General features: G+C 71.3%; 18 protein-coding genes and 1 riboswitch. Of the genes, 16 read left to right on the top strand and 2 right to left on the bottom strand.

Annotated elements, in window-relative coordinates:
- Window positions 1-232: 232 nt before the first annotated feature.
- Both N8I84_RS17075 and N8I84_RS17070 read left to right on the top strand, forming a co-directional pair.
- Window positions 233-1189 carry a hypothetical protein gene (locus N8I84_RS17075; protein WP_263230333.1) on the top strand — a complete coding sequence of 319 codons (957 nt, stop codon included), beginning with the start codon at window positions 233-235 and terminating at the stop codon, window positions 1187-1189.
- 40 nt (window positions 1190-1229) lie between these two features.
- The gene (locus tag N8I84_RS17070) at window positions 1230-2969 is read left to right on the top strand and encodes a peptidase M16 family protein (protein ID WP_263230332.1); all 1740 of its coding nucleotides are present in this window, start codon (window positions 1230-1232) and stop codon (window positions 2967-2969) included.
- A 53-nt stretch (window positions 2970-3022) separates the two neighbouring features.
- Here the strand turns inward: N8I84_RS17070 and N8I84_RS17065 are convergent, their stop codons facing one another.
- The gene (locus N8I84_RS17065) at window positions 3023-3373 is read right to left on the bottom strand and encodes a hypothetical protein (protein ID WP_263230331.1); all 351 of its coding nucleotides are present in this window, start codon (window positions 3371-3373) and stop codon (window positions 3023-3025) included.
- Window positions 3374-3847: 474 nt separating this feature from the next.
- Between N8I84_RS17065 and N8I84_RS17060 the strand changes: the two genes are divergently transcribed.
- From N8I84_RS17060 to N8I84_RS16995, 14 genes are all read left to right on the top strand, one after another.
- Entirely contained in the window at window positions 3848-4675 is an 828-nt protein-coding gene (locus tag N8I84_RS17060) for a glycoside hydrolase domain-containing protein (RefSeq protein ID WP_263230330.1), read from the top strand.
- A 34-nt stretch (window positions 4676-4709) separates the two neighbouring features.
- Entirely contained in the window at window positions 4710-5075 is a 366-nt protein-coding gene (locus N8I84_RS17055; RefSeq protein ID WP_263230329.1) for a hypothetical protein, read from the top strand.
- A gap of 78 nt (window positions 5076-5153) precedes the next feature.
- The gene (locus N8I84_RS17050; protein ID WP_263230328.1) at window positions 5154-5789 is read left to right on the top strand and encodes a type 1 periplasmic-binding domain-containing protein; all 636 of its coding nucleotides are present in this window, start codon (window positions 5154-5156) and stop codon (window positions 5787-5789) included.
- A gap of 153 nt (window positions 5790-5942) precedes the next feature.
- Window positions 5943-6596: a SurA N-terminal domain-containing protein gene (locus N8I84_RS17045; protein WP_200420643.1), complete on the top strand. Its 654-nt coding sequence runs from the start codon at window positions 5943-5945 to the stop codon at window positions 6594-6596.
- A gap of 136 nt (window positions 6597-6732) precedes the next feature.
- Window positions 6733-7740 carry a nucleoside triphosphate pyrophosphohydrolase gene (locus N8I84_RS17040; protein ID WP_263230327.1) on the top strand — a complete coding sequence of 336 codons (1008 nt, stop codon included), beginning with the start codon at window positions 6733-6735 and terminating at the stop codon, window positions 7738-7740.
- On the top strand, window positions 7737-9038 hold the full coding sequence (locus N8I84_RS17035; protein ID WP_263230326.1) for a cytochrome P450 family protein: 1302 nt from the start codon (window positions 7737-7739) through the stop codon (window positions 9036-9038). The genes N8I84_RS17040 and N8I84_RS17035 overlap by 4 nt, the downstream gene beginning before the upstream one ends.
- A 182-nt stretch (window positions 9039-9220) precedes the next feature.
- Entirely contained in the window at window positions 9221-10222 is a 1002-nt protein-coding gene (locus N8I84_RS17030; RefSeq protein ID WP_263230325.1) for a LysM peptidoglycan-binding domain-containing protein, read from the top strand.
- 198 nt (window positions 10223-10420) lie between these two features.
- A riboswitch (cyclic di-AMP (ydaO/yuaA leader) is annotated at window positions 10421-10587 on the top strand.
- Between the two features lie 4 nt (window positions 10588-10591).
- Window positions 10592-11287, top strand: coding sequence for a LysM peptidoglycan-binding domain-containing protein (locus tag N8I84_RS17025; RefSeq protein WP_263230324.1), 696 nt, complete (start codon window positions 10592-10594; stop codon window positions 11285-11287).
- Window positions 11288-11648: 361 nt separating this feature from the next.
- Window positions 11649-12935, top strand: coding sequence for a phosphopyruvate hydratase (gene eno / locus N8I84_RS17020; protein WP_200420638.1), 1287 nt, complete (start codon window positions 11649-11651; stop codon window positions 12933-12935).
- Window positions 12936-13060: 125 nt separating this feature from the next.
- A complete protein-coding gene (locus tag N8I84_RS17015) occupies window positions 13061-13570 on the top strand; it encodes an FtsB family cell division protein (protein ID WP_263230323.1) in 510 nt (169 codons plus the stop codon).
- 75 nt (window positions 13571-13645) lie between these two features.
- The gene (locus N8I84_RS17010) at window positions 13646-14182 is read left to right on the top strand and encodes a DUF501 domain-containing protein (RefSeq protein WP_263230322.1); all 537 of its coding nucleotides are present in this window, start codon (window positions 13646-13648) and stop codon (window positions 14180-14182) included.
- Window positions 14179-15144, top strand: a complete 966-nt coding sequence (locus tag N8I84_RS17005) for a Ppx/GppA phosphatase family protein (RefSeq protein WP_263230321.1) — start codon at window positions 14179-14181, stop codon at window positions 15142-15144. Before N8I84_RS17010 ends, N8I84_RS17005 begins: the two co-directional genes overlap by 4 nt.
- A 958-nt stretch (window positions 15145-16102) precedes the next feature.
- Window positions 16103-17485, top strand: coding sequence for an NAD(P)/FAD-dependent oxidoreductase (locus tag N8I84_RS17000; protein WP_263230320.1), 1383 nt, complete (start codon window positions 16103-16105; stop codon window positions 17483-17485).
- 202 nt (window positions 17486-17687) lie between these two features.
- Window positions 17688-18983, top strand: a complete 1296-nt coding sequence (locus tag N8I84_RS16995) for an SAM-dependent methyltransferase (RefSeq protein WP_263230319.1) — start codon at window positions 17688-17690, stop codon at window positions 18981-18983.
- Between the two features lie 65 nt (window positions 18984-19048).
- Here the strand turns inward: N8I84_RS16995 and N8I84_RS16990 are convergent, their stop codons facing one another.
- Window positions 19049-21580: an ABC transporter permease gene (locus tag N8I84_RS16990; protein ID WP_263230318.1), complete on the bottom strand. Its 2532-nt coding sequence runs from the start codon at window positions 21578-21580 to the stop codon at window positions 19049-19051.
- Window positions 21581-21595: the final 15 nt, after the last annotated feature.

Raw genomic sequence — 21595 nt, 5'->3', positions numbered from 1 at the left:
CTTGTGTGTCGCACTTGTGGAGTCACTCGGTGGTGCATGGGTGAGCAGGGCCGACGACAGCGCCGCGCGGATCACGTCAGGTGATCAAGACGCGCGGAGGCTATGGAGGCCCGGTTAACGGAAGATGGCCGGATGGTTGGGCAGCGGTCAAGACGCGGTCGAGTCTCTGCCCGCTGCGGGCCGGGCATCCCCGGCGAATCCCGTTGTCACAGGCCTCGCTTAGTATCCGGCCATGTCACACCCCTCCGCCCCCTCCCTGCCGCCCCCCGACTTCGAGGTCGCCTCCGCCTTCCCCGAGGCCGCCTGGTTGCGGCAGGCCGCCGCCGCGTGGGACTGGGCGGCCATACGGCAGTACGTATACGGGCTCCCGCAGGGCACGGACCGCAGCTTCGCCGTCGGGGTGCTGGCCGACGTGAAGGGCGTCGAGGACTGGATGCGTGATCTCCTCGCCGCCGCGCCCGACGACGTGCTCGCGCTCACCGTCCTCGGCAGCCGCGAGGTGAAGATCGGCTGGGAGATCCGTACCGCCGCGCCCGCCAAGCAGGTCAGCCGCGAGCAGTTCGCCGGGCTGCACGCGCACCTGCGGCAGGCCGAGCAGCATCTGATCCGGGCCACCGCGCTCGACCCGTCGTTCGACGCGGCCTGGGCCTCACGCCTCACCACGGCCATGGGGCTGCAACTCGGACAGAACGAGGCGCGGCGCCGGTACGACCGGCTGGCCGCACACCACCCGAACCACCTCACCGCGCAGGGCCGGCTGCTGCAGCAGCTGTGCCCCAAGTGGAGCGGGAGCTGGGAGGCGGTTCACGGCTTCGCGCGGGAATGCCTGGTCAAGGCGCCCGAAGGGGCCATGAACGGCGGGATGGTCGCCGAGGCGCACATGGAGCACTGGCTCGTCCTGAAGGGCAAGGAGCGCGAGGACTACCTGCGCCAGGACGCCGTGCGCACCGAACTCGTCGAAGCCGCCGAGCGGTCCGTGCTCCACCCTCACTTCCACCGCGGCTACGGCTGGATCACCGTCGCGGGCTACTTCGCGGCGCTGTTCTCCCTGATGGGGGATCTGCCCCGGGCCGCCGCCTGCTTCCGCGTGCTCGGCAACCTCGCGTCCGAGTACCCCTGGGCGGACCTGGGCCGAGACGCCACCGCGGTCTACGTCAAGCACCGCGACGCCGCGCTCGCCAGAGGATGACCCGGATGACCCCGACGAACACGCCGAACAGAGGCACCAGATGAACCCCCAGGCCGCCATCCACCCCACCGAGGTCGACGGCATACCCACCCTCTTCGCGCACGCCACCGGGCCCGTGCGCGCCGGACTCGTCTTCCGTGTCGGTGTCGCCGACGAGACGCTCGCCCGGACCGGCGTCACGCACCTGGTCGAGCACCTGGCCCTGCACCGCCAGGGCCTGGCCGACTACCACTTCAACGGCGCCACCAAGGCCGCCTTCACCCACTTCCACGTGGAGGGCGCCGAACACGAGGTCGTCGCCTACCTCCAGGGCGTGTGCGCGTCCCTCACCGATCTGCCGATGGAGCGCCTGGAGACCGAGAAGGAGATCCTGCGCACCGAGGAGTCCCGGCGCGATGTCGGGCAGCTCCCGCTGTGGCGCTACGGCGCCCAGGGGTACGGCCTGGTCAGCTACCCGGAGTGGGGCGTGCGGAGCCTGCGCCCGGACGACGTACGGGAGTGGGTGCACACCTGGTTCACCCAGGGCAACGCCGCGCTGTGGATCGCCGGTGAGCGGCTGCCGGCCGGGCTCAGCCTCAAGCTGCCCGCCGGTCGGCGCCGCCCCCTGCCCGCCGTCACCTCCGCGCTGCCCACCGCTCCCGCCTACTTCTCCGACGGCAAGGGCGGCGTCCTGCTGGACGCCGTCGTCACCGACACCACCGCGGCCCGGATGTACGCGGGCGTCCTCGAGCGCGAGCTGTCCCGCGCCCTGCGGCAGGAGGGCGGCTACTCCTACACGGCGGCCACCGACTACGCCTCGCGCCGCGACGGCTTCGCCCTCGTGACCGCCTTCGCGGACGCCCTGCCCGCCAAGCAGGACGCGGTCCTCGGCGGCTTCGTCGACGTCCTCGCCGGGCTCCAGGTGGGCCGGATCGGGCAGGGCGACCTGGAAGCCGTGCGCACCCGGGCCGACGGGGCGCTGACCGTGCCCGAGGCGGCCGCACGGAGGCTGCCGGGGGCGGCGGAGGACCTGCTCGTCGGGCGGCCGGTGCGCGGCCTCGACGAACTGCGCTCCGAACTGTGGGCGGTGACGCCGGAGCATCTGCACGCGGTCGCCCTGGAGGCGGCCGGGACCGCCCTGATGCAGGTGCCCGCCGGGCACAGCGCGGACTGGGCCGGGTACACGGCGGCACCCACGCGTTCGACGTACGCGGTGACCGGACGGCGGTTCGCCTCGGTGGGCGGTGACGAGTCGGCGCTGGTGGTCGGGGACGAGGGCGTCAGCATGACCGTGCGCGCCAAGGACGGTACGGAGAAGGCGGTCACCGTGGCCTACCGCGCCTGCGCGGCGGTGCTGAGCTGGCCCGACGGCGGCCGTCAGCTCATCGGGACCGACGGGCTGATCGTGGAGGTGGAGCCGGGCCTGTACGGCGTCGACGCGCACACCATGGCGGCCGTCGACGCCGCCGTGCCGCAGTCCGCGGTGGTGTGGCTGCCGCCCCGGCAACAGCAGCCGAAGCCGCGACCGGCCGCGGCAGCCCAAGGGAACGGGGCGACCTCGGCGAACGGCGAGCAGCGGCCCGCACCCGCCCGGCGCACCGGACGGCAGACGGCGGCGGTGGTCGTGTTCGGCGTCCTCGCCGGCCTCTTCGCCTTCCTGGCCCTCGCGGTCACGGTCTTCGGCCACGACACGCAGACCGGCACCGGAGAGTGGCTCGGCATCGCGGGCTTCATGTGGGGCGTCACCGCCCTGCTGGCCTGGCCCGCCGTACGGATCCTGCGGCGGACGCGGAGGGCATGAGGGGCACTGCGGGGGGCGCCGGGACGGTACTCGTACGGGCGTACGGCACCGGCCTACCGCATGTACGGGTTCCGTTGCGGCGGCGGAGGCGCGGGCATCGCCCCGTGCACCGTCGCCCGCTGCGGCGTCCGCCTGTCGAACAGGGCGAACAGCAGCAGGCCCGTCGCCGTCAGCAGGCTCAACATCACGACCGCGCCGAGGACGGGGTCGCCCGCCCCCTCTCCCCGGGCCGCCCCCCATGGCAGGGTCACGCACTCGTACAGCACGAACGACCCGAAGGCGCCCCAGTCGGACGGCCGCCTGCGGCGGATCGCCGCGTACAGGAACGGCACCCACACCAGCAGGCCCAGCGATCCCCACACCAGGACCGCCCAGGCGATCCGTTGGAGCCAGCCGGCTTCCACCCGTCTTTCCATCCGAACCCCCCAGTCCCCGGACCTCGACCCACAACCCCGGCTCTCCCGCGCAGACAGGCCGGGAGAGCGCAGGGGGCAAGGCTAGAGCGTCTGCGGGGCACCGCGTCGACCGGACCGCATGCGGCCAGGTCATGCGCAGGTCACGCACAGCCCCGGGCTGCCCGAGTGATCATCGAATCAGGCAGGAGCGACGCGGTGGGCCGGGTCGCCGTTCCCCGTGACCGGTGGTTTTGCTGTTTCCTGGGATAATCTTGTGGCGATCGAGGGGGTCCGTTTTCCAAGCGGAAGGGCGCCGTCGGTTACGGTGCGATCCGCTTCGGACGCTCAAGTTCCGTGTGCCTTCGGACGTTTCCCTGCAAATCCGTACAGACGTCGCCGTGCCGGACCCGCGTCGCTTCAGGGGCTCAGAAGACTTTCCGGTGGACGCCGCACGCGTCCGCCTGTCGTGAAATTGGGGTGGGGATGGCCGGCCATCGGCAGTCGAAGAAGTTCAGGTACATCACCTGGTCGGTGGCGGGTGCCGCCGTCGTGGCGGGTGCCGGGATAGCGGCGCAGACGTCGATGGCGGCCACGACCTGGCCCGCCCAGAAGACGTACACCGGACACGCCTTCGACACCTGCACCGCGCCCTCGACGGCCGCGATGAAGGCCTGGAACACCGGTTTCTACGGGGCGGCCGCCGTCTACGTCGGTGGTAAGAACCGCGGCTGCAGCCAGCCCAACCTCACCGCGTCCTGGGTGAAGTCCGTCAGCTCGATGGGCTGGAAGCTCATCCCGATCTACGTCGGCGCCCAGCCGCCCTGCCAGAGCGGCTCCAACCCGGAGAAGCTCACCGCCACCACCGCCGCCACCCTGGGGACGAGCGACGCGAACGACGCGGTGGCCAAGGCGTCCGCGCTGGGCATGAAGGCCGGCAGCCCCATCTACCTCGACATGGAGCCGTACGACATCACGAACACGTCGTGCAACAACGCCGTGCTGACGTACGTCCGCGCCTTCGACAAGCAGTTGCGCGCCAAGGTCTACCGCGCCGGCTACTACGGCTTCAGCAGCTCCAGCGCGAAGGCCGTCGCCACCGCGACCAACAAGACCGACCTGCCGGGCAACCTCTGGTACGCACTGTGGGACAAGCAGTACACGACGACCACGGACTGGCCGTGGGGCTCCACCCAGTACACCAACCACAGCCGCGCCCACCAGTACATGGTGAACAGCAAGGAGACGCGCAACGGCTACACGATCACCGTGGACCGTGACGCCTGGGACGCTCCCGTCGCCATCACCGGCTGAACCGGCCGCCGAGCCACGACATGAGGGGTGGTACATGAAGGTCGTCGCCATACCGGCAGTCCGGCTGTTCGCCGTGCGGGCGGGCATCGCCGCACTGCCCGTCGTCAGCCTGGGGCTGCTGTGCCCCGTGCCGTCCCTCGTGCTCGCCCTGCGTCGGCGCAGGGCGACGGACTGGTGGGCCTTCGCGGCGTTCAGCGCGGTCCTCGCGGCCTGGGTCGGCGAGCTGGAGTTGACGCCGGACACGACGCACGGGCCGCTGTTCGCGCTCGACGTCCTGCTGATCCTGCTGTCGATGGCCGGCGCCTCGATCCACGCCTGGAAGGTCTGGCCGCGGCGGCCGCTGACGCAGACGTACGGCGGCAGGACAGCTGATACAGACGTACGACGGCAGGACAGCTGACACAGACGTACGGCGGGACAGCGGATACTCGTACGACGGGGACCAGACATCGACGTACGGCAGGAGAGCGGAGAACCGGTGGCCAAGAAGGTCAGGCAGGTGGCGCAGGCGCGCCCGGGGCAGGCGGGGCAGGCGGGACCCGGAGGGCGGCCCGCCGCGGTGGGGCGCGCCGTCGTCGCCTGGCTGCGCTCGCTCCGCGGACGCACCATCGCGCTGACGGCGGGCTCGCTGGCCGTGGTCGCCGCGGTGGTCGTCGCCGGCACGCTGTTCCTCCGGCACGACGACCGGCCGCCGATCCCGGACACCCGGGCGAGGCACTACAACGACGTCGACGCCTGCCTCCTCACCGACGCCAAGGGCATCACGGCGGGGACCACCGCCGCCGAGGTCTGGCAGGGCATGCAGGACGCCTCCCTCAAGACGCACGCGCGCGTGAGCTACGCGCCCGTGACCGGGGAGCAGAGCGCCGCCAACGCGCGCCCGTACCTCAACGGTCTGCTGCAGCGCTCCTGCGACGTGGTGCTCGCCGTCGGCCGGGCCGAGACCTCGGCCGCCGCGCAGACGGCACCGGGGTACCGGAAGGTCGGCTTCGTGCTCGTCGGCACCGGGGGCGGCGAGGCCGCCGGTACCAATGTGACCAGGCTCGACACCGGCGACAAGCTGCGCGCCGACGTGGCCGGGGCGGTCGAGCGAGCGGTGGACGGACGGGCCTGAGCGGCCGGACGGGCGCTCACCAGGGGCGGGCGGTGCCCGAAGCGCCGGTGAATCGTTGGTCGAATGGGTTGGCCGGAGCCGGTCCGCTCCTTACCATCGATCACCGCAAGACCTTGTGCACCGTCGCACAATCCCCCACCCTGGGAGGTCATTTTGCACCGCCGTCGCCCCGCGATCGCCCTCAGCGCCGCCTTGGTCGCGGCCCCTCTCCTCACCGCGTGCGGCGGCACCGCGCACCCGGGTGCCGCGGCCGTCGTCGGAGGTGAGCGGATCACGGTCGCGCAGCTGGAGAGCCGGGTGGACGAGGTGCGCGCGGCCCAGCGCGCCGCCGCCACGGACGGCGCCCAATACCAGCAGGCGGTCGCCCAGACCAGCAGCCTCACCCGCGACACGCTGCACAGCCTGGTGCTGGACAGGGTCCTGGACCGCGCCGCGAAGAACGCGGGCGTGAGCGTCACCGCCAGGGACGTCGAACAGATGCGGGCGGGCCTCCAGGCGCAGGCGGGAGGCGCGAAGGAGCTGCAGACCGTGTGGTTGCAGCAGTACGGGGTGGCCCCCCAGCGCCTCGACGACAGCCTCCGTACGGAGGTCGAGGCGCAGAAGCTGGCCGCCGCGCTCGGCGCCGACATGAGCACGACCGAGGGCAAGGCCGCCTTCTGGAAGGCCATGTCGCAGGCGTCCCGGGAACTGCACGTCGACCTCAACCCCCGCTACGGCACCTGGGACGTGCAGAAGAGCAGCCTGGCGGACGCGAAGACCCCGTGGGTCAAGGAGGTCACGGCGGCGGCTGCGCAGCAGACGGCGTAGACGGGCGGTTCGGGAGCGGGGCCGGTAGGCGGGCGTCCGGGAGCGGTGTTCGGGCCTGTGGACGACTCCGGCGGCGATGGGCCCATGCCTGTGGACGACTCCGGGGGCCGTCCGTGGCGTGCGTTACGTTCGGAGGGTGAACGCAACCAGCTTCGAAGCGGCCCCGGGACCGGAGGCGACCGCCGAGCCCGGCCGGATCGTCCTGCTCACCACCAGCCACCGGGTCGCGCCCGGCCTCCTGTCCTGGCCCGCCTGGCAGGCACTGCACGCCGCCGACCGGGTCCTGTGCGCGGACGGCGCGCACCCGCAGCTGCCCTATCTGCGCGAGGCGGGCATAGCGGTCGAGGAGGCCGCCCCGAGCGCGCAGGAGCTGGTCGACGCCTGCGCCGGCGGCCGCACGGTGGTCGTCGTCGCCACGGGTGAGGGCGAGCCCGCGCTGACGGACGGCCTGGCGCGCCTCGCAGGATCGGGCCGCGTCCAGATGCCGGAGCTGGAGCTGCTGCCCGCGTCGTACGACCTCCCGGGCGCCCGTCTCCTGGACCTGGTGCAGGTCATGGACCGCATCCGCGCCGAGTGCCCCTGGTCGTCCCGGCAGACCCACCTGGGCCTGGCCAAGTACGGCATCGAGGAGGCGTACGAACTGGTCGAGGCGATCGAGGCGGGCGACCGCGAGGAGCTGCGGGAGGAGCTGGGCGACGTCCTGCTCCAGGTCGTCTTCCACGCCCGGATAGCCGAGGAGCACCCTGAGGCGCCCTTCTCCATCGACGACGTGGCGGGCGGCATCGTCGCCAAGCTGATCCACCGCCACCCGCACGTGTTCGGGGACGAGACCGCGACGACGCCGGAGGAGGTCAAGGAGCACTGGCTGCGGACCAAGGCGGTCGAGAAGCGGCGCACGTCGGTGACGGAGGGCATCCCGCTCGGCCAGCCGGGCCTCGCCCTCGCCGCGAAGCTGCACTCCCGCGTCCGCACGGCGGGTCTACAGGTCCCGCTCCCGCAGGGCGACGGCATCGGCTACGAGTTGCTGGCGCTGGCCGCGCGCGCGGAGGCGGAGGGCGTGGACCCGGAGGCGGCCCTGCGCGCGGCGGCACGCGCGTACCGGGACGCGATCCGGGAGGTGGAGAGCGGGGGCTCGAAGCAGTGAACGGCCAGACCGCCTCCCCGGCCCCCGAACTGTTCACCTGGGAGTTCGCCGCCGACCCCTACCCCGCCTACGCCTGGCTGCGTGAGCACGCCCCCGTGCACCGGACGAGGCTGCCGAGCGGTGTGGAGGCCTGGCTGGTCACCCGGTACGCGGATGCCAAACAGGCCCTGGCCGACCCGCGGCTGAGCAAGAACCCGGCGCATCACGACGAGCCCGCGCACGCCAAGGGCAAGACCGGCATCCCCGGCGAGCGCAAGGCGGAGCTGATGACCCATCTGCTCAACATCGACCCCCCGGACCACACCCGGCTGCGCCGGCTGGTCTCCAAGGCCTTCACGCCCCGGCGTGTCGCGGAGTTCGCGCCGCGGGTCCAGGAACTCACCGACCAGCTCATCGACCGGTTCGCGGGCAGGGGAGAGGCCGACCTCATCCACGAGTTCGCCTTCCCCCTCCCCATCTACGCCATCTGCGACATGCTCGGCGTCCCGCGCGAGGACCAGGACGACTTCCGGGACTGGGCCGGGATGATGATCCGCCACGGTGGAGGACCGCGAGGCGGCGTCGCGCGGTCCGTGAAGAAGATGCGCGGCTACCTCGCCGACCTCATCCACCGCAAGCGCCAGGCGCTGCCCGCCGAGCCCGGCCCCGGCGAGGACCTCATATCCGGGCTCATCCGCGCCTCCGACCACGGCGAGCACCTCACCGAGAACGAGGCCGCCGCGATGGCCTTCATCCTGCTCTTCGCCGGGTTCGAGACCACTGTCAACCTCATCGGGAACGGCACGTTCGCGCTTCTCGGGCACCCCGGGCAGCGGGCCCGTCTGCAGCGGTCGCTCGCCGCCGGGGAACGCGACCTGCTCGAGACGGGCGTCGAGGAGCTGCTGCGCTACGACGGCCCGGTGGAACTGGCCACCTGGCGGTTCGCCACCCGGCCGCTCACCGTCGGCGGGCAGGACATCGCCCCCGGCGACCCCGTCCTGGTGGTCCTGGCCGCCGCGGACCGGGACCCGGCGCGGTTCGCCGACCCGGACGTCCTCGACCTCTCCCGCCGCGACAACCAGCACCTCGGGTACGGGCACGGCATCCACTACTGCCTGGGCGCGCCCCTGGCCCGCCTGGAGGGACAGACGGCGCTCGCCACGCTCCTGACCCGCCTGCCGGACCTGCGGCTCGCGGTCGACCAGTCCGCGTTGCGCTGGCGCGGCGGACTCATCATGCGGGGCCTGCGCACGCTGCCCGTGGCGTTCACCCCGGTACCGGAGAAAGGTCACGAACGTCCCGCCGACAGCCGGACATGACACGGCGAACACGCCGATGGTCACAAGAAGGTGACAGGATCTCACCTCTGTGATCTTCACGTGATCTACGCTGCATTAACTTGTGACAAGCGATCTAGTGCCGATACGTTCACGCAGCAACGCGGCGGTTCGCACGCCACGGCCGTCGCGTCGGTCGATGCTGTCGTGTGAAAGGCAACCGCATGCTCTCCGGGAACGGTCGTCACCGTCGCCCCCGTCAGGCTCCGGCTCTCCTCGTCGCGGCAGGGGTGACCGGATCAGCGATCGCGATCCCGCTGCTCGGCGCCACCGGCGCGAGCGCGGCCACCGGCACCACCTGGGACCAGGTCGCGGAGTGCGTCAGCGGCGGCTCATGGAGCGCGGACACCGGCAACGGCCGCTACGGCGGGTTGCAGTTGACGCAGGACGACTGGGACAAGCACGGCGGTCTCGACTACGCGCCGAGCCCCGACCAGGCGAGCCGTTCGCAGCAGATCGCCGTCGCCGAGAAGGTCCTGGCGGCCCGGGGCGTCGGGGCCTGGGGCACCTGCGGCCTGCTGAACGGCCTGAGCAAGGACTCCGGCTCCGCCGACGTCGACACGGGTCTCGCCGGGGACTCGTCGTCCGGCGGCGGATCGTCCTCCGATTCCGGCCTCGACTCCGGCCTTGATTCCGGTCTCGACTCCGGCCTGTCCGACTCGTCTGGATCATCCGCGTCGGCCACTCCGTCGCCTTCTTCGTCCGCTTCAGTCTCCTCGTCCTCGCCCTCGTCCGGGGCGTCGACCGCCGACACCACCAAGAGCGCACAGCGGTCCGGGGGTGCGCCGACGGCGGCGACGAAGAGCGACGAGTCGGACGAGTCGGCACAGAAGAATGGCTTGCCGGGGGTGAGTTCGACCGAGACCTCGGGTGCCGGTCGCCATCGCGGCGACAACGCCGAAGAGGGTGCCGCGGACGGCCGTGCGTCGGACGGGTCCGGCCGGCACGCCTCACGCGGCACCGCGGACGCGCGCGACGCCGTCGACGGCTCGTACACCGTTCGCCCCGGGGACAATCTGTCGTCCATCGCCGACTCCCTTGACCTCAGCGGCGGATGGGCGGCGCTGTACGAGGTGAACAAGCAGACGGTCGGTGCCGACCCGAACCTCATCCTCCCCGGTCAGAGCCTTGCGCTCGACGCCGGTCCGGTCGGCGGGTCGTCCTGAACTGCCCCTTGTGTGGCGGAAGTTCGCGACCCACTTCGCGGTGAATGTCCTGTTTGGTGAAAGTGAGATATGAGTCTCATAAGCCCTGATCGTCTTTGAAATTCCGGCGATCGACTGCTTACGGTCGTGATCGCTCGCCACAGCGAGCCCCCGCGGTCGCAACGCCGAATCCTGCCAGCGGCCGTACGGGAACAGTCGTCGCGTCAAGCGCCGTAGGCAGGAGCGGGGGACCCAAGGTAGGCGCCGCGTCCGGGAGTTGACCGGAAGCGGCTCGGGGTGAAGCCGTGTCTCGCAAGGGGCACGGCCGGGCAACTCAACCGGCCCGAACCCGACAGCTCACCTCGCAGGCGTCGGTGAGGGGAACGAACCATGCTGTGTTCCGGCAACGGCAAGCACCGCCGCTCGTCCAAGGCCACCCGTGCCATCGCGCTCGCCGGTGTCGCCGGCGCTGCCATCGCCGGCCCGCTCCTCGCGGCCGGGAACGCCTCCGCGGCCACCGCCGCCCAGTGGGACGCCGTCGCCCAGTGCGAGTCCGGCGGCAACTGGCACATCAACACCGGCAACGGCTTCTACGGCGGTCTGCAGTTCACCAACTCCACCTGGGCCGCGTACGGCGGCACCGCCTACGCCTCCCGCGCCGACCTGGCCACCGAGGGCCAGCAGATAGCCGTCGCCGAGAAGGTCCTCGCGGGCCAGGGCAAGGGCGCCTGGCCGGTGTGCGGCAAGGGCCTGACCAGCGCCACGTACAACGGTTCCGCGGCCGGCGGCTCCTCGAGCAGCGCGAAGAGCGCCACCCCGAAGAGCACCACCACCCGCTCGACCGAGCAGCAGGCCGCCAACCGCTCCGCGCAGCGCCCGGCCCCGAAGAAGACCGTCACCACCCCGACCGGCCAGAAGGTCAAGAAGGGTGACGGCGAGTACAAGGTGGTCAAGGGCGACACCCTCAGCTCGATCGCCGCGAGCCACCACGTCCAGGGCGGCTGGAAGAAGCTCTTCGACCTGAACAAGGACATCATTCAGGACGCCGACCTGATCTACCCGGGCCAGCAGCTGCACCTGAAGTGACAGCCACCCGGTAGCCGGGCCACAGGCCCCTCCCGGGCGTGACCCCACCGTGGGGTCACGTGAGGCTCCACCCCCGTCCCCACGGGCTCCCCGCTCCGGTGCGTGTTCCCCCGTACGCGCCGGAGCGGGGCTTTCTGCTGTCCGGCCCCTTTGTCGTCCGGCCGCTTCGCCGCCCGGCCGCGCGGATTTCACCTCACTTTCCCCCCGACCCTTTGTTCCGGACAGGAACAATGTGTACCGTCACCCTGTCCACGGGACGGTCGGTAGGCCGGCCGACAGCCCGGGGCGGTTAGGCTCTAGTCGCAAGGCACAGCCGCAAGGCACACAGCCCCGCACTTCCAGCGTCACATCCAAGAAGGAGATGCTCGTGCCGTCCATCGACGTCGTCGTAGCCCGGGAAATCCTGGACTCCCGAGGCAACCCCACGGTCGAGGTCGAGGTCGGCCTCGACGACGGCAGCACGGGTCGTGCCGCCGTCCCGTCCGGCGCCTCCACCGGCGCCTTCGAGGCCATCGAGCTGCGCGACGGTGACCCGAACCGCTACCAGGGCAAGGGTGTCGAGAAGGCCGTCCTCGCCGTCATCGAGCAGATCGGCCCGGAGCTGGTCGGCTACGACGCCACCGAGCAGCGCCTGATCGACCAGGCGATGATGGACCTGGACGCCACCGACAACAAGGGCTCCCTCGGCGCCAACGCGATCCTCGGCGTCTCCCTCGCCGTCGCCCACGCCGCCTCCGAGGCCAGCGACCTGCCCCTGTTCCGCTACCTGGGCGGCCCGAACGCGCACCTGCTGCCGGTGCCGATGATGAACATCCTGAACGGCGGCTCGCACGCCGACTCCAACGTGGACATCCAGGAGTTCATGATCGCCCCGATCGGCGCGGAGTCCTTCTCCGAGGCGCTGCGCTGGGGCACCGAGGTCTACCACACGCTGAAGAAGGTCCTGAAGAGCAAGGGCCTCGCCACCGGCCTCGGCGACGAGGGCGGCTTCGCCCCGAACCTCGGCTCCAACCGTGAGGCCCTCGACCTGATCCTCGAGGCCATCAAGGAGGCCGGCTACGCCCCCGGCCAGCAGATCGCCCTCGCCCTCGACGTCGCCGCCTCCGAGTTCTACAAGGACGGCAAGTACCTCTTCGAGGGCAAGGAGCGCTCCGCCGCCGAGATGACGGAGTACTACGAGGAGCTCGTCGCGGCCTACCCGCTCGTCTCCATCGAGGACCCGCTGTTCGAGGACGACTGGGCCGGCTGGAAGGTCATCACCGACAAGCTCGGCGACAAGGTCCAGCTGGTCGGCGACGACCTGTTCGTCACCAACCCCGAGCGTCTCGCCCGCGGCATCGAGGAGGGCGCGGCCAACGCCCTGCTGGTCAAGGTCAACCAGATCGGTTCGCTGACCGAGACCCTGGACGCCGTCGAGCTGGCCCAGCGCAACGGCTTCAAGTGCATGATGTCCCACCGCTCCGGCGAGACCGAGGACGTCACCATCGCCGACCTGGCCGTCGCCACCAACTGCGGCCAGATCAAGACCGGTGCCCCGGCCCGCTCCGAGCGCGTCGCCAAGTACAACCAGCTGCTGCGCATCGAGGAGATCCTCGACGACGCCGCGGTGTACGCCGGCCGCTCGGCCTTCCCGCGCTTCAAGGGCTGAGACGAGGCCGGAGCAAGCCGCTGGGACAAGCCCGAGCAAGGCTTGGCCGGTCGTACGTACGTCCCCGTACTCGGTCCCGTACCGTGTGCGGGGACGTACGCGCGTGTGAAGGGGAGGCGGGAGACATGGCCGGGAAGGACCGCGACCGGTTCTCCACCGCGACCAGGCTCAGGCTGCTCGGCGAGCAGACGGCCGCCCGGGTCTACCGCTCCCAGACCCGGCGCCAGGCCCGCCGCTCCCGGCTCACCGGCCGCGCCGCGCTCCTCGCCCTCGTCCTGTGCTCGCTGATCGTGGCGCTGGCCTACCCGATGCGGCAGTACGTCTCCCAGCGCGGCGAGATCGCCGACCTGGAGCGGCAGCAGGAGCAGGCCCGCAAGCGCGTCGAACAGCTGCGTGACCTGAAGGCGCGCTGGCAGGACGACGCCTACGCGAAGCAGCAGATCCGGCAGCGGCTGCACTATGTGATGCCGGGGGAGACCGGCTACATCATGATCGACCCGGACGCGGTCAAGCCGTCGCGCGCGGACCGGACGACGGCCGTACGCCCCTGGTACGCCGGTCTCTGGGACGCGGTGGACAGGGCCGACAAGGCGGACAGGGCCGACGGTCCGACCGGTGAGCGCACCGCGCCCTGACGCGCCCGTCACGCGCCCGGACGCATCCCCCCGCACCCCTACGCACCCATGAGAAAGACAGCCCGAAAGAGAGCCATGGAAACCCCTCCGCCGCCCACCCCGCGCACCGAGCCGACGGACGCGGACGTCGAGGCCGTCAAGCAGCAGCTCGGGCGCCCCCCGCGGGGGCTGCGCGCGATCGCGCACCGGTGCCCCTGCGGGCAGCCGGACGTCGTGGAGACGGCGCCGCGGCTCCCCGACGGCACCCCGTTCCCGACGACGTACTACCTGACGTGCCCGAAGGCCGCCTCCGCGATCGGCACGCTGGAGGCCGACGGCGTCATGAAGGAGATGACCGAGCGCCTGGCCACGGACCCGGAACTGGCCGCCGCCTACCGCGCCGCGCACGAGGACTACATCGCCCGCCGCGACGCCATCGAGGTCCTGGAGGGCTTCCCCAGCGCGGGCGGCATGCCGGACCGGGTGAAGTGCCTGCACGTCCTCGTGGCGCACTCCCTGGCGGCCGGACCGGGCGTCAACCCGCTCGGCGACGAGGCCGTCGCGATGCTGCCGGAGTGGTGGCGCAAGGGGTCGTGCGTGGGGGCCGAGGTTTCCGAGGAGGACACCAAGTGACGCGGGTCGCCGCCATCGACTGCGGTACGAACTCCATCCGGCTCCTGGTCGCGGACGCGACCGTGTCCGACAGCGCCTCTGGCGCGGGCAGGACCGATGAGCTGGTCGACCTGGAGCGGCGGATGACCATCGTCCGGCTGGGGCAGGGCGTGGACCGCACCGGACGCCTGGCGCCCGAGGCGCTGGAGCGCACGTTCGCCGCCTGCCGGGAGTACGCCGAGGTCATCAGGAAGCACGGCGCCGAGCGGATCCGCTTCGTCGCCACGTCCGCCTCCCGGGACGCGGAGAACCGGGACGAGTTCGTCCGCGGCGTGGTGGACATCCTCGGCGTCGAGCCGGAGGTCATCTCGGGCGACCAGGAGGCGGAGTTCTCCTTCACGGGCGCGACCCGGGAGCTGATGGGCCGCACGGATCTGGCCACACCGTTCCTGGTGGTGGACATCGGCGGCGGCTCCACGGAGTTCGTCGTCGGCGACGGCCACGTGCGCGCCGCGCGGTCCGTGGACATCGGCTGTGTCCGTATGACCGAACGCCACCTCGTGCGGGACGGGGCGGTCACCGACCCGCCGACCGAGGAGCAGATCGCGGCCATACGGTCCGACATCGAGGCCGCGCTGGACCTGGCGGAGCAGACGGTGCCGCTGCGGGAGGCGCACACGCTGGTGGGTCTCGCGGGGTCGGTCACCACGGTCTCGGCGATCGCCCAGGACCTCCCGGAGTACGACTCCACGCGGATCCACCACTCCCGGATCTCCCGCGACCGGGTCCGTGAGATCACGAGTGCGCTGCTCCACTCCACCCACGCCGAGCGTGCGGCGATCCCGTCGATGCACCCGGGCCGGGTGGACGTCATCGGCGCGGGCGCGCTCGTACTGCTGGCGATCATGGAACGGATCGACGCGACGGAGGTCGTGGTCAGCGAGCACGACATCCTCGACGGCATCGCCTGGTCGATCGCGTAACCAACGCCGCCCCCCGGCGGTGGGGTGGTCGTTCGACCGGCGCGGTGGCCGATGCCGGAGCCGTGCTTCCGCACCCGGATCTTCCGTACGGTCGTACGGCGCCGGCTCGCCGCCGCGGGGCCCTGTGCCCGCGGGTCGGCCTGGCCGGTGCGGCGCGTCCATGCCTCGCTTCAGCGAGCCGTCCTCAACGAGCCCTCCTCAGCGAGCCGTCCTCAACGAGCCCTCCTCAGCGAGCCGTCCTCAACGAGCCCTCCTCAGCGAGCCGTCCTCAACGAGCCCTCCTCAGCGAGCCGTCCTCAACGAGCCGTCCTCAACGAGCCGCCCCGATTGAGCCGTCCCCAGCGAGTGGCCTCAGCGGCGGCCAGGGGACGACAGCCCCCGGGGACGGGACGGGCGGGGACGAGTAATCCCGGCCTCCAGCCCCCGAGCGGCCCGCACCCACTCCGCGCGCTGCGGCCCCGAGCCCGACTCCTCCTTCTCGCCACCCCCCTGACGGCCCCTCACGTGTCCTCATACCGAGATTTTTCTACTCGCCGGTAGCCTCCCCTGAGCAGGTTGGGTAACGTATGAGCACGGTTCCCGGGGCTTTTCCGGCCCCCGGCCGACAGGCCGCCGGAAAACTTCGTGAAGTTCTTCACAAGAGAAACGCCCCTGCTGGGCGACGATTCGCGGCCGTTGGGCCGTCCGTGTGGCTCATGGGGCCTCCGAGGCTCCTCGCGCCAGCGTGTCGGAGGGTGTCCCGAGGGGGTCGGAGAGGCCCTGTGCGGAGCCCCGGCGGGGCGCTTCGGAATCCGGAAGGGCAGCTCACGCGGCCTTGACAACGGACAGTTCCTCCCGGGGCCCGCTGCCCGGCACCATGACCTCGGTCACGTGGGCGGCGGAGTGTAGCAGATACCCCACCCGAGCTTGTGAAGGGGCGCACGAGCCACCCCCCTGAGGCGGGTGGATACTCGATGGCATGAGCACCACGGAGCGTCCCAGGATCCTCGTAGTAGGCGGTGGGTACGTAGGCCTGTACGCAGCTCGTCGCATTCTGAAGAAGATGCGCTACGGCGAGGCGACCGTCACGGTCGTCGACCCGCGCTCGTACATGACCTACCAGCCCTTCCTCCCCGAAGCCGCCGCCGGCAGCATCTCCCCCCGGCACGTCGTCGTCCCGCTGCGACGCGTGCTGCCGAAGGCGGAGGTCCTCACCGGCCGGGTCACCACCATCGACCAGGACCGCAAGGTCGCCACGATCGCCCCGCTGGTCGGCGAGGCGTACGAGCTGCCCTTCGACTACCTGGTCATCGCGCTCGGCGCGGTCTCCCGCACCTTCCCGATCCCCGGCCTCGCCGAACAGGGCATCGGCATGAAGGGCATCGAGGAGTCCATCGGTCTGCGCAACCACGTTCTCGAGCAGCTCGACAAGGCCGACTCCACGACCGACGAGGAGATCCGCCGCAAGGCGCTCACCTTCGTCTTCATCGGCGGTGGCTTCGCCGGTGCCGAGACCATCGGCGAGGTCGAGGACATGGCCCGGGACGCGGCCAAGTACTACAAGAACGTGTCCCGCGAGGACATGCGCTTCATCCTCGTCGACGCCGCCGACAAGATCCTCCCCGAGGTCGGCCCCAAGCTCGGCAAGTACGGCAAGGAGCACCTCGAGGGCCGCGGCGTCGAGGTCTACCTGTCCACCTCCATGGAGTCCTGCGTCGACGGCCATGTGGTGCTGAAGAACGGCCTCGAGGTCGACTCCAACACCATCGTGTGGACCGCGGGCGTCAAGCCCAACCCGGCGCTGGCCCGCTTCGGGCTGCCGCTCGGCCCGCGCGGTCACGTCGACTGCGAGCCCACGCTCCAGGTCAAGGGCACGGACTACATCTGGGCCGCCGGTGACAACGCCCAGGTGCCCGACCTCGCCGCCCGCAAGGCCGGTGTGGAGAACGCCTGGTGCCCGCCCAACGCCCAGCACGCGCTGCGCCAGGCCAGGGTGCTCGGCGACAACGTGGTCTCCGGTATGCGGGGCTTCCCGCAGAAGGACTACAGCCACGCCAACAAGGGCGCGGTCGCGGGCCTCGGCCTGCACAAGGGCGTCGCGATGATCGTCATGGGCAAGATGAAGATCAAGCTCAAGGGCCGCCTCGCCTGGTACATGCACCGCGGCTACCACGGTCTGGCCATGCCGACCTGGAACCGGAAGATCCGCGTCTTCGCGGACTGGACGCTCGCCATGTTCCTCAAGCGTGAGGTCGTCTCGCTCGGCGCGATCGAGTCCCCGCGCGAGGAGTTCTACGAGGCCGCCAAGCCGGCCCCGGTCGCCGCCGCGCCCAAGTCGGAGGAGAAGGCCAAGGCCTCCTGACCTCAGGTCACCGACGACGCCCGAAGGGGCCGCCCGCCATCCGTGGTGCGGGCGGCCCCTTCGCGTGGTCGGGCCCGCCCGTGCCGCGGTGTGCGCAGGCATTTTGCACAGCCGTAACGCCAACGGGGGACTGCGTCAGAGCCCCGCAGGTGTTTACGTGGTGTCGGACATTCCGGGATCCCCCGTCACGGAGGTGTGCACCATGGCAGACGCCGCGCCGCGGCTGAAGAGCCTCGTCGAACAGATCGTGGGAGCCCCGCTCCCCGTGCGCGTCCGCGCCTGGGACGGCTCCGAGGCAGGGCCTCCGGGCGCTCCCGTCCTCGTCGTGCGCAACCGCCGCGCCCTGCGCCGCCTGCTGTGGAAGCCGGGCGAACTGGGCCTCGCCCGCGCCTGGGTCGCCGGGGACCTGGGCATCGACGGCGACCTGTACACCGCCCTCGACCTGATGGCCGGCCTGATCTGGGAACGCGGCGAGGACGCCCGCACCCTCACCCAGGCGCTCCGCGACCCCGAGGTCCGCGCCGCCGTCCGCGGACTCGTGAAGCTGGCCGGGCCCTTCCCGCCGCCCGCACCGCCCCGTGAGGAGGCGCGCAGGGTCCGCGGCCACCTGCACACCCGGCGCACCGACAAACGCGCCATCAGCCACCACTACGACGTCGGCAACGACTTCTACGAGATCGTCCTCGGCCCGTCCATGGTGTACTCCTGCGCCTACTGGGAATCGCCGGACGACACCCTCGAGAACGCCCAGCGCGACAAGCTGGAACTCGTCTGCCGCAAGCTCGACCTGAAGCCCGGTCAGCGCCTCCTCGACGTCGGCTGCGGCTGGGGGTCCATGGCCATCCACGCCGCCCGCGAGCACGGCGTGAGCGTCGTCGGCGTCACCCTCTCCCAGGAGCAGGCCGCCTACGCCCGCAAGCGGGTCGCCGACGAGGGACTCACCGACCGCGTCGAGATCCGGGTGCAGGACTACCGCGACGTCGCCGACGGCCCCTACGACGCCATCTCCTCCATCGGCATGGCGGAACACGTCGGCGCGGAGAGATACCTGGAGTACGCCCGCGCTCTGCACGCCCTGCTCAAGCCCGGCGGGCGGCTGCTCAACCACCAGATCGCCCGTCGTCCCGAGCAGGACGAGTCCGCGTACTCCGTCGACGCGTTCATCGACGCCTACGTCTTCCCCGACGGCGAACTGGCCCCCATCGGCACCACGGTGACCCAGCTGGAGCGCGCCGGGTTCGAGGTCCGCGACGTGGAGTCGCTGCGCGAGCACTACGGCCTCACCCTGCGCCGCTGGGTCGCCAACCTGGAGGCCGAGTGGGTGCGGGCGCAAGCGCTCACCAGCCCCGGCCGGGCCCGCGTCTGGCGCCTGTACATGGCGGCCTCCGCCCTCGCCTTCGAACGCAACCGCATCGGCGTCAACCAGGTCCTCGCGGTGCGGACACCGGAGTCGGGCGCGTCCGGGATGCCGCTGCGGGCGCGCACCTGGGGCGCGTGAGTCTCGCCCGTACGACGAAGGGGCCCCGTTCCGGCGTGGAACGGGCCCCTTCGTCGTACGGGCCGCTACTCGGACTTGATCGCCGTCAGCATGTTCAGGCGCGCCGCGCGCCGGGCCGGCCACAGCGCGGCCAGGACGCCGACCACCGCCGCCAGCAGGAGGAACACGGCCATCCGGGCCCAGGGCAGGACCAGTTCGTACGTCGCCATCTTCGTGCCGAGCAGTTCACCGGCCGCCCAGCCGAAGAACACACCGAGCCCGATGCCGAGCACCCCGCCGAACAGCGAGATGACGAGGGACTCCAGACGGACCATCCGCTTGATGCCCTTGCGGTCCAGGCCGATCGCGCGCAGCATCCCGATCTCCTGTGCACGCTCGAAGACGGACATGGCGAGGGTGTTGATGACACCGAGGACGGCGACGATCACCGCCATGGCGAGCAGGCCGTAGAGGATGTTCAGCATCAGCGTGAAGACCTGCGCGACGCTGTTGGAGATGTCCTTCTTGTCCTGCACCTCGATGGCCGGGTTGTCGCCGAGGGCCTTCACCAGCCGGTCCTTGGCCGAGGACGAGGCGCCGCCGGACGTCTTCACCATCACCTGCATGTCGGACGGGTCGCTCTGGTGCGGGGAGAGCGTCGCGTTGTCCAGCATGATGCCGCGCATCATCTCAGTGCCCTGGTAGACACCGGTGATGGTCAGCTGCTGCCTCCCGCCGTCCTCGTACGACACCGTGAACCGCGATCCGGCCGTCCAGTGGTGGGACCTGGCGGTGTCGTCGTCGACGACGACCTGGGTGCCGCCGACCTTGAAGGTGCCGTCGTCGAGCTTCAGGTCCGTCAGCTCGCCGATGGTGGCGCCGTTCACACCGGTCAGGTACTCGGTCTGTCCGTCGATGCGGGAGGGCGCGTTGCGCAGCGGGCTGGTCGCGGTGACGCCGTCGGTCGACTTCAGGGTCTTCTCGACGCCGGGAGAGAGCGGGTAGCGGTTCGCCATGGACACCACGTAGTCCGCCTTGATCGCGGAGGACGCCATCTTGTCGATCGCGGTCTGAAGACTGCCCGCCATCACGGTCAGACCGGTGATCAGGGTCAGGCCGACCATCAGGGCGGAGGCGGTGGCCGCGGTACGGCGCGGGTTGCGCACCGAGTTCTGCCGGGCCAGCTTGCCCGCGACACCGAAGACGCGCAGGACGGGCGCGGCGGCCGCGATCAGCGGGCGGGACAGCAGCGGTGTGAGGACGAAGACGCCGACGACCAGGAGGGCCGCGCCGAGTCCCATCGGGGCCTGGGCGTCGGAGGTGTCGTCCAGCGTGGTGGCGTACAGGACGGTGACGACCCCGGCGGCGGCCAGCAGGGCGCCCAGTGTGTTCCGCAGGACGAGGGACTTGGTGGTGGCCTTCGCGTGGACGCTGCTCATCGCGGCGACCGGCGGGATCTTCGCGGCGCGGCGGCCGGGCAGCCAGGCGGCCAGCATCGTGATCAGGATGCCGACGGCGAGGGCGGTGGCGACCGTGCCGGGGGAGATGACGAGCGGCCCGTCCGGAACGCTGCCGCCGAGCCTGCCCATCAGGGATCGCAGGCCCGCGCCGATACCGATGCCGGCGACGAGCCCGGTGACGGCCGCGACCGCGCCGACCACGAACGCCTCGATGAGCACGGACCGGGTGACCTGACGGCGGGAGGCGCCGACCGCCCGCAGCAGTGCCAGCTCCTTGGTGCGCTGGGCGACCAGCATCGTGAAGGTGTTGGCGATGATGAACGTGCCGACGAACAGCGCGATCCCCGCGAAGACCAGCAGCGAGCTGCGCAGGCTGCTCGTCTGCTCGGCGATTCGCGTGGCCTGGTCGTCGGCGAGCTGCTTGCCAGTGGTGGTGGAGGCGACGTCCTTGGGCAGGACGGCGTCGACCGCGTCCTGCAGCGCGGTCTGGCTGGTGCCAGGGGCGGCCTTCACATCGATCTCGTCGTACGCGCCGGCCTTGTGGAACAGCCGCTGGGCGGTGGCCGTGTCGAAGAGGACGAGGCTGCCTCCGGCGGCGACGTTGCCGTCGTCGGTGGCGAAGATGCCGGCGATCCTCGGCGTCAGCACGGGACCGTCGATGGAGAGCCGCGCGGTGTCCCCGACCTCGAAGCCGGCGCGCTGCGCGGTGTGGGAGTCGACGAGGACCTCGTCCTGCCCCTTGGGCGCGTGCCCGCCGACGAGCGGGTACCGCGGGTCCTTGTCGCCCCAGTAGTTCCCGCCCTGGGACTGGAAGCCGTTGCCGATGAGCTTGCCGTCCTTGCCGGCGACGGCGGTGAAGCCGCTGACGACCCCGACGGCGCTGTCGGCGCCGTGCACCTCGGCCGCCTTGTGGAGCAGCGCCTGTGTCAGCTTCGGCTCCTTGCCGATGGTGTCGCGGGTGTCGTTGCGGCTCTCGGGCTGGATGGCCACGTCCACGTGGTCGAAGCCCTTGGCGGAGCTCTTCTGGTAGGCGTTCGAGATGGTGTTGGTGAAGACCAGGGTGCCCGACACGAACGCCACGCCGAGCATCACGGCGAGCACGGTCATGAGCAGCCTGGCCTTGTGCGCGAGCACGTTGCGCAGGGCGGTACGGAACATGTGTCTGTCCAGGGC

This window comes from Streptomyces cynarae, assembly GCF_025642135.1.
Taxonomy (GTDB): Bacteria; Actinomycetota; Actinomycetes; order Streptomycetales; family Streptomycetaceae; genus Streptomyces; species Streptomyces cynarae.
Note: the sequence above shows the minus strand (reverse complement) of the source record. Positions and strands in the feature narration are given on the sequence as shown.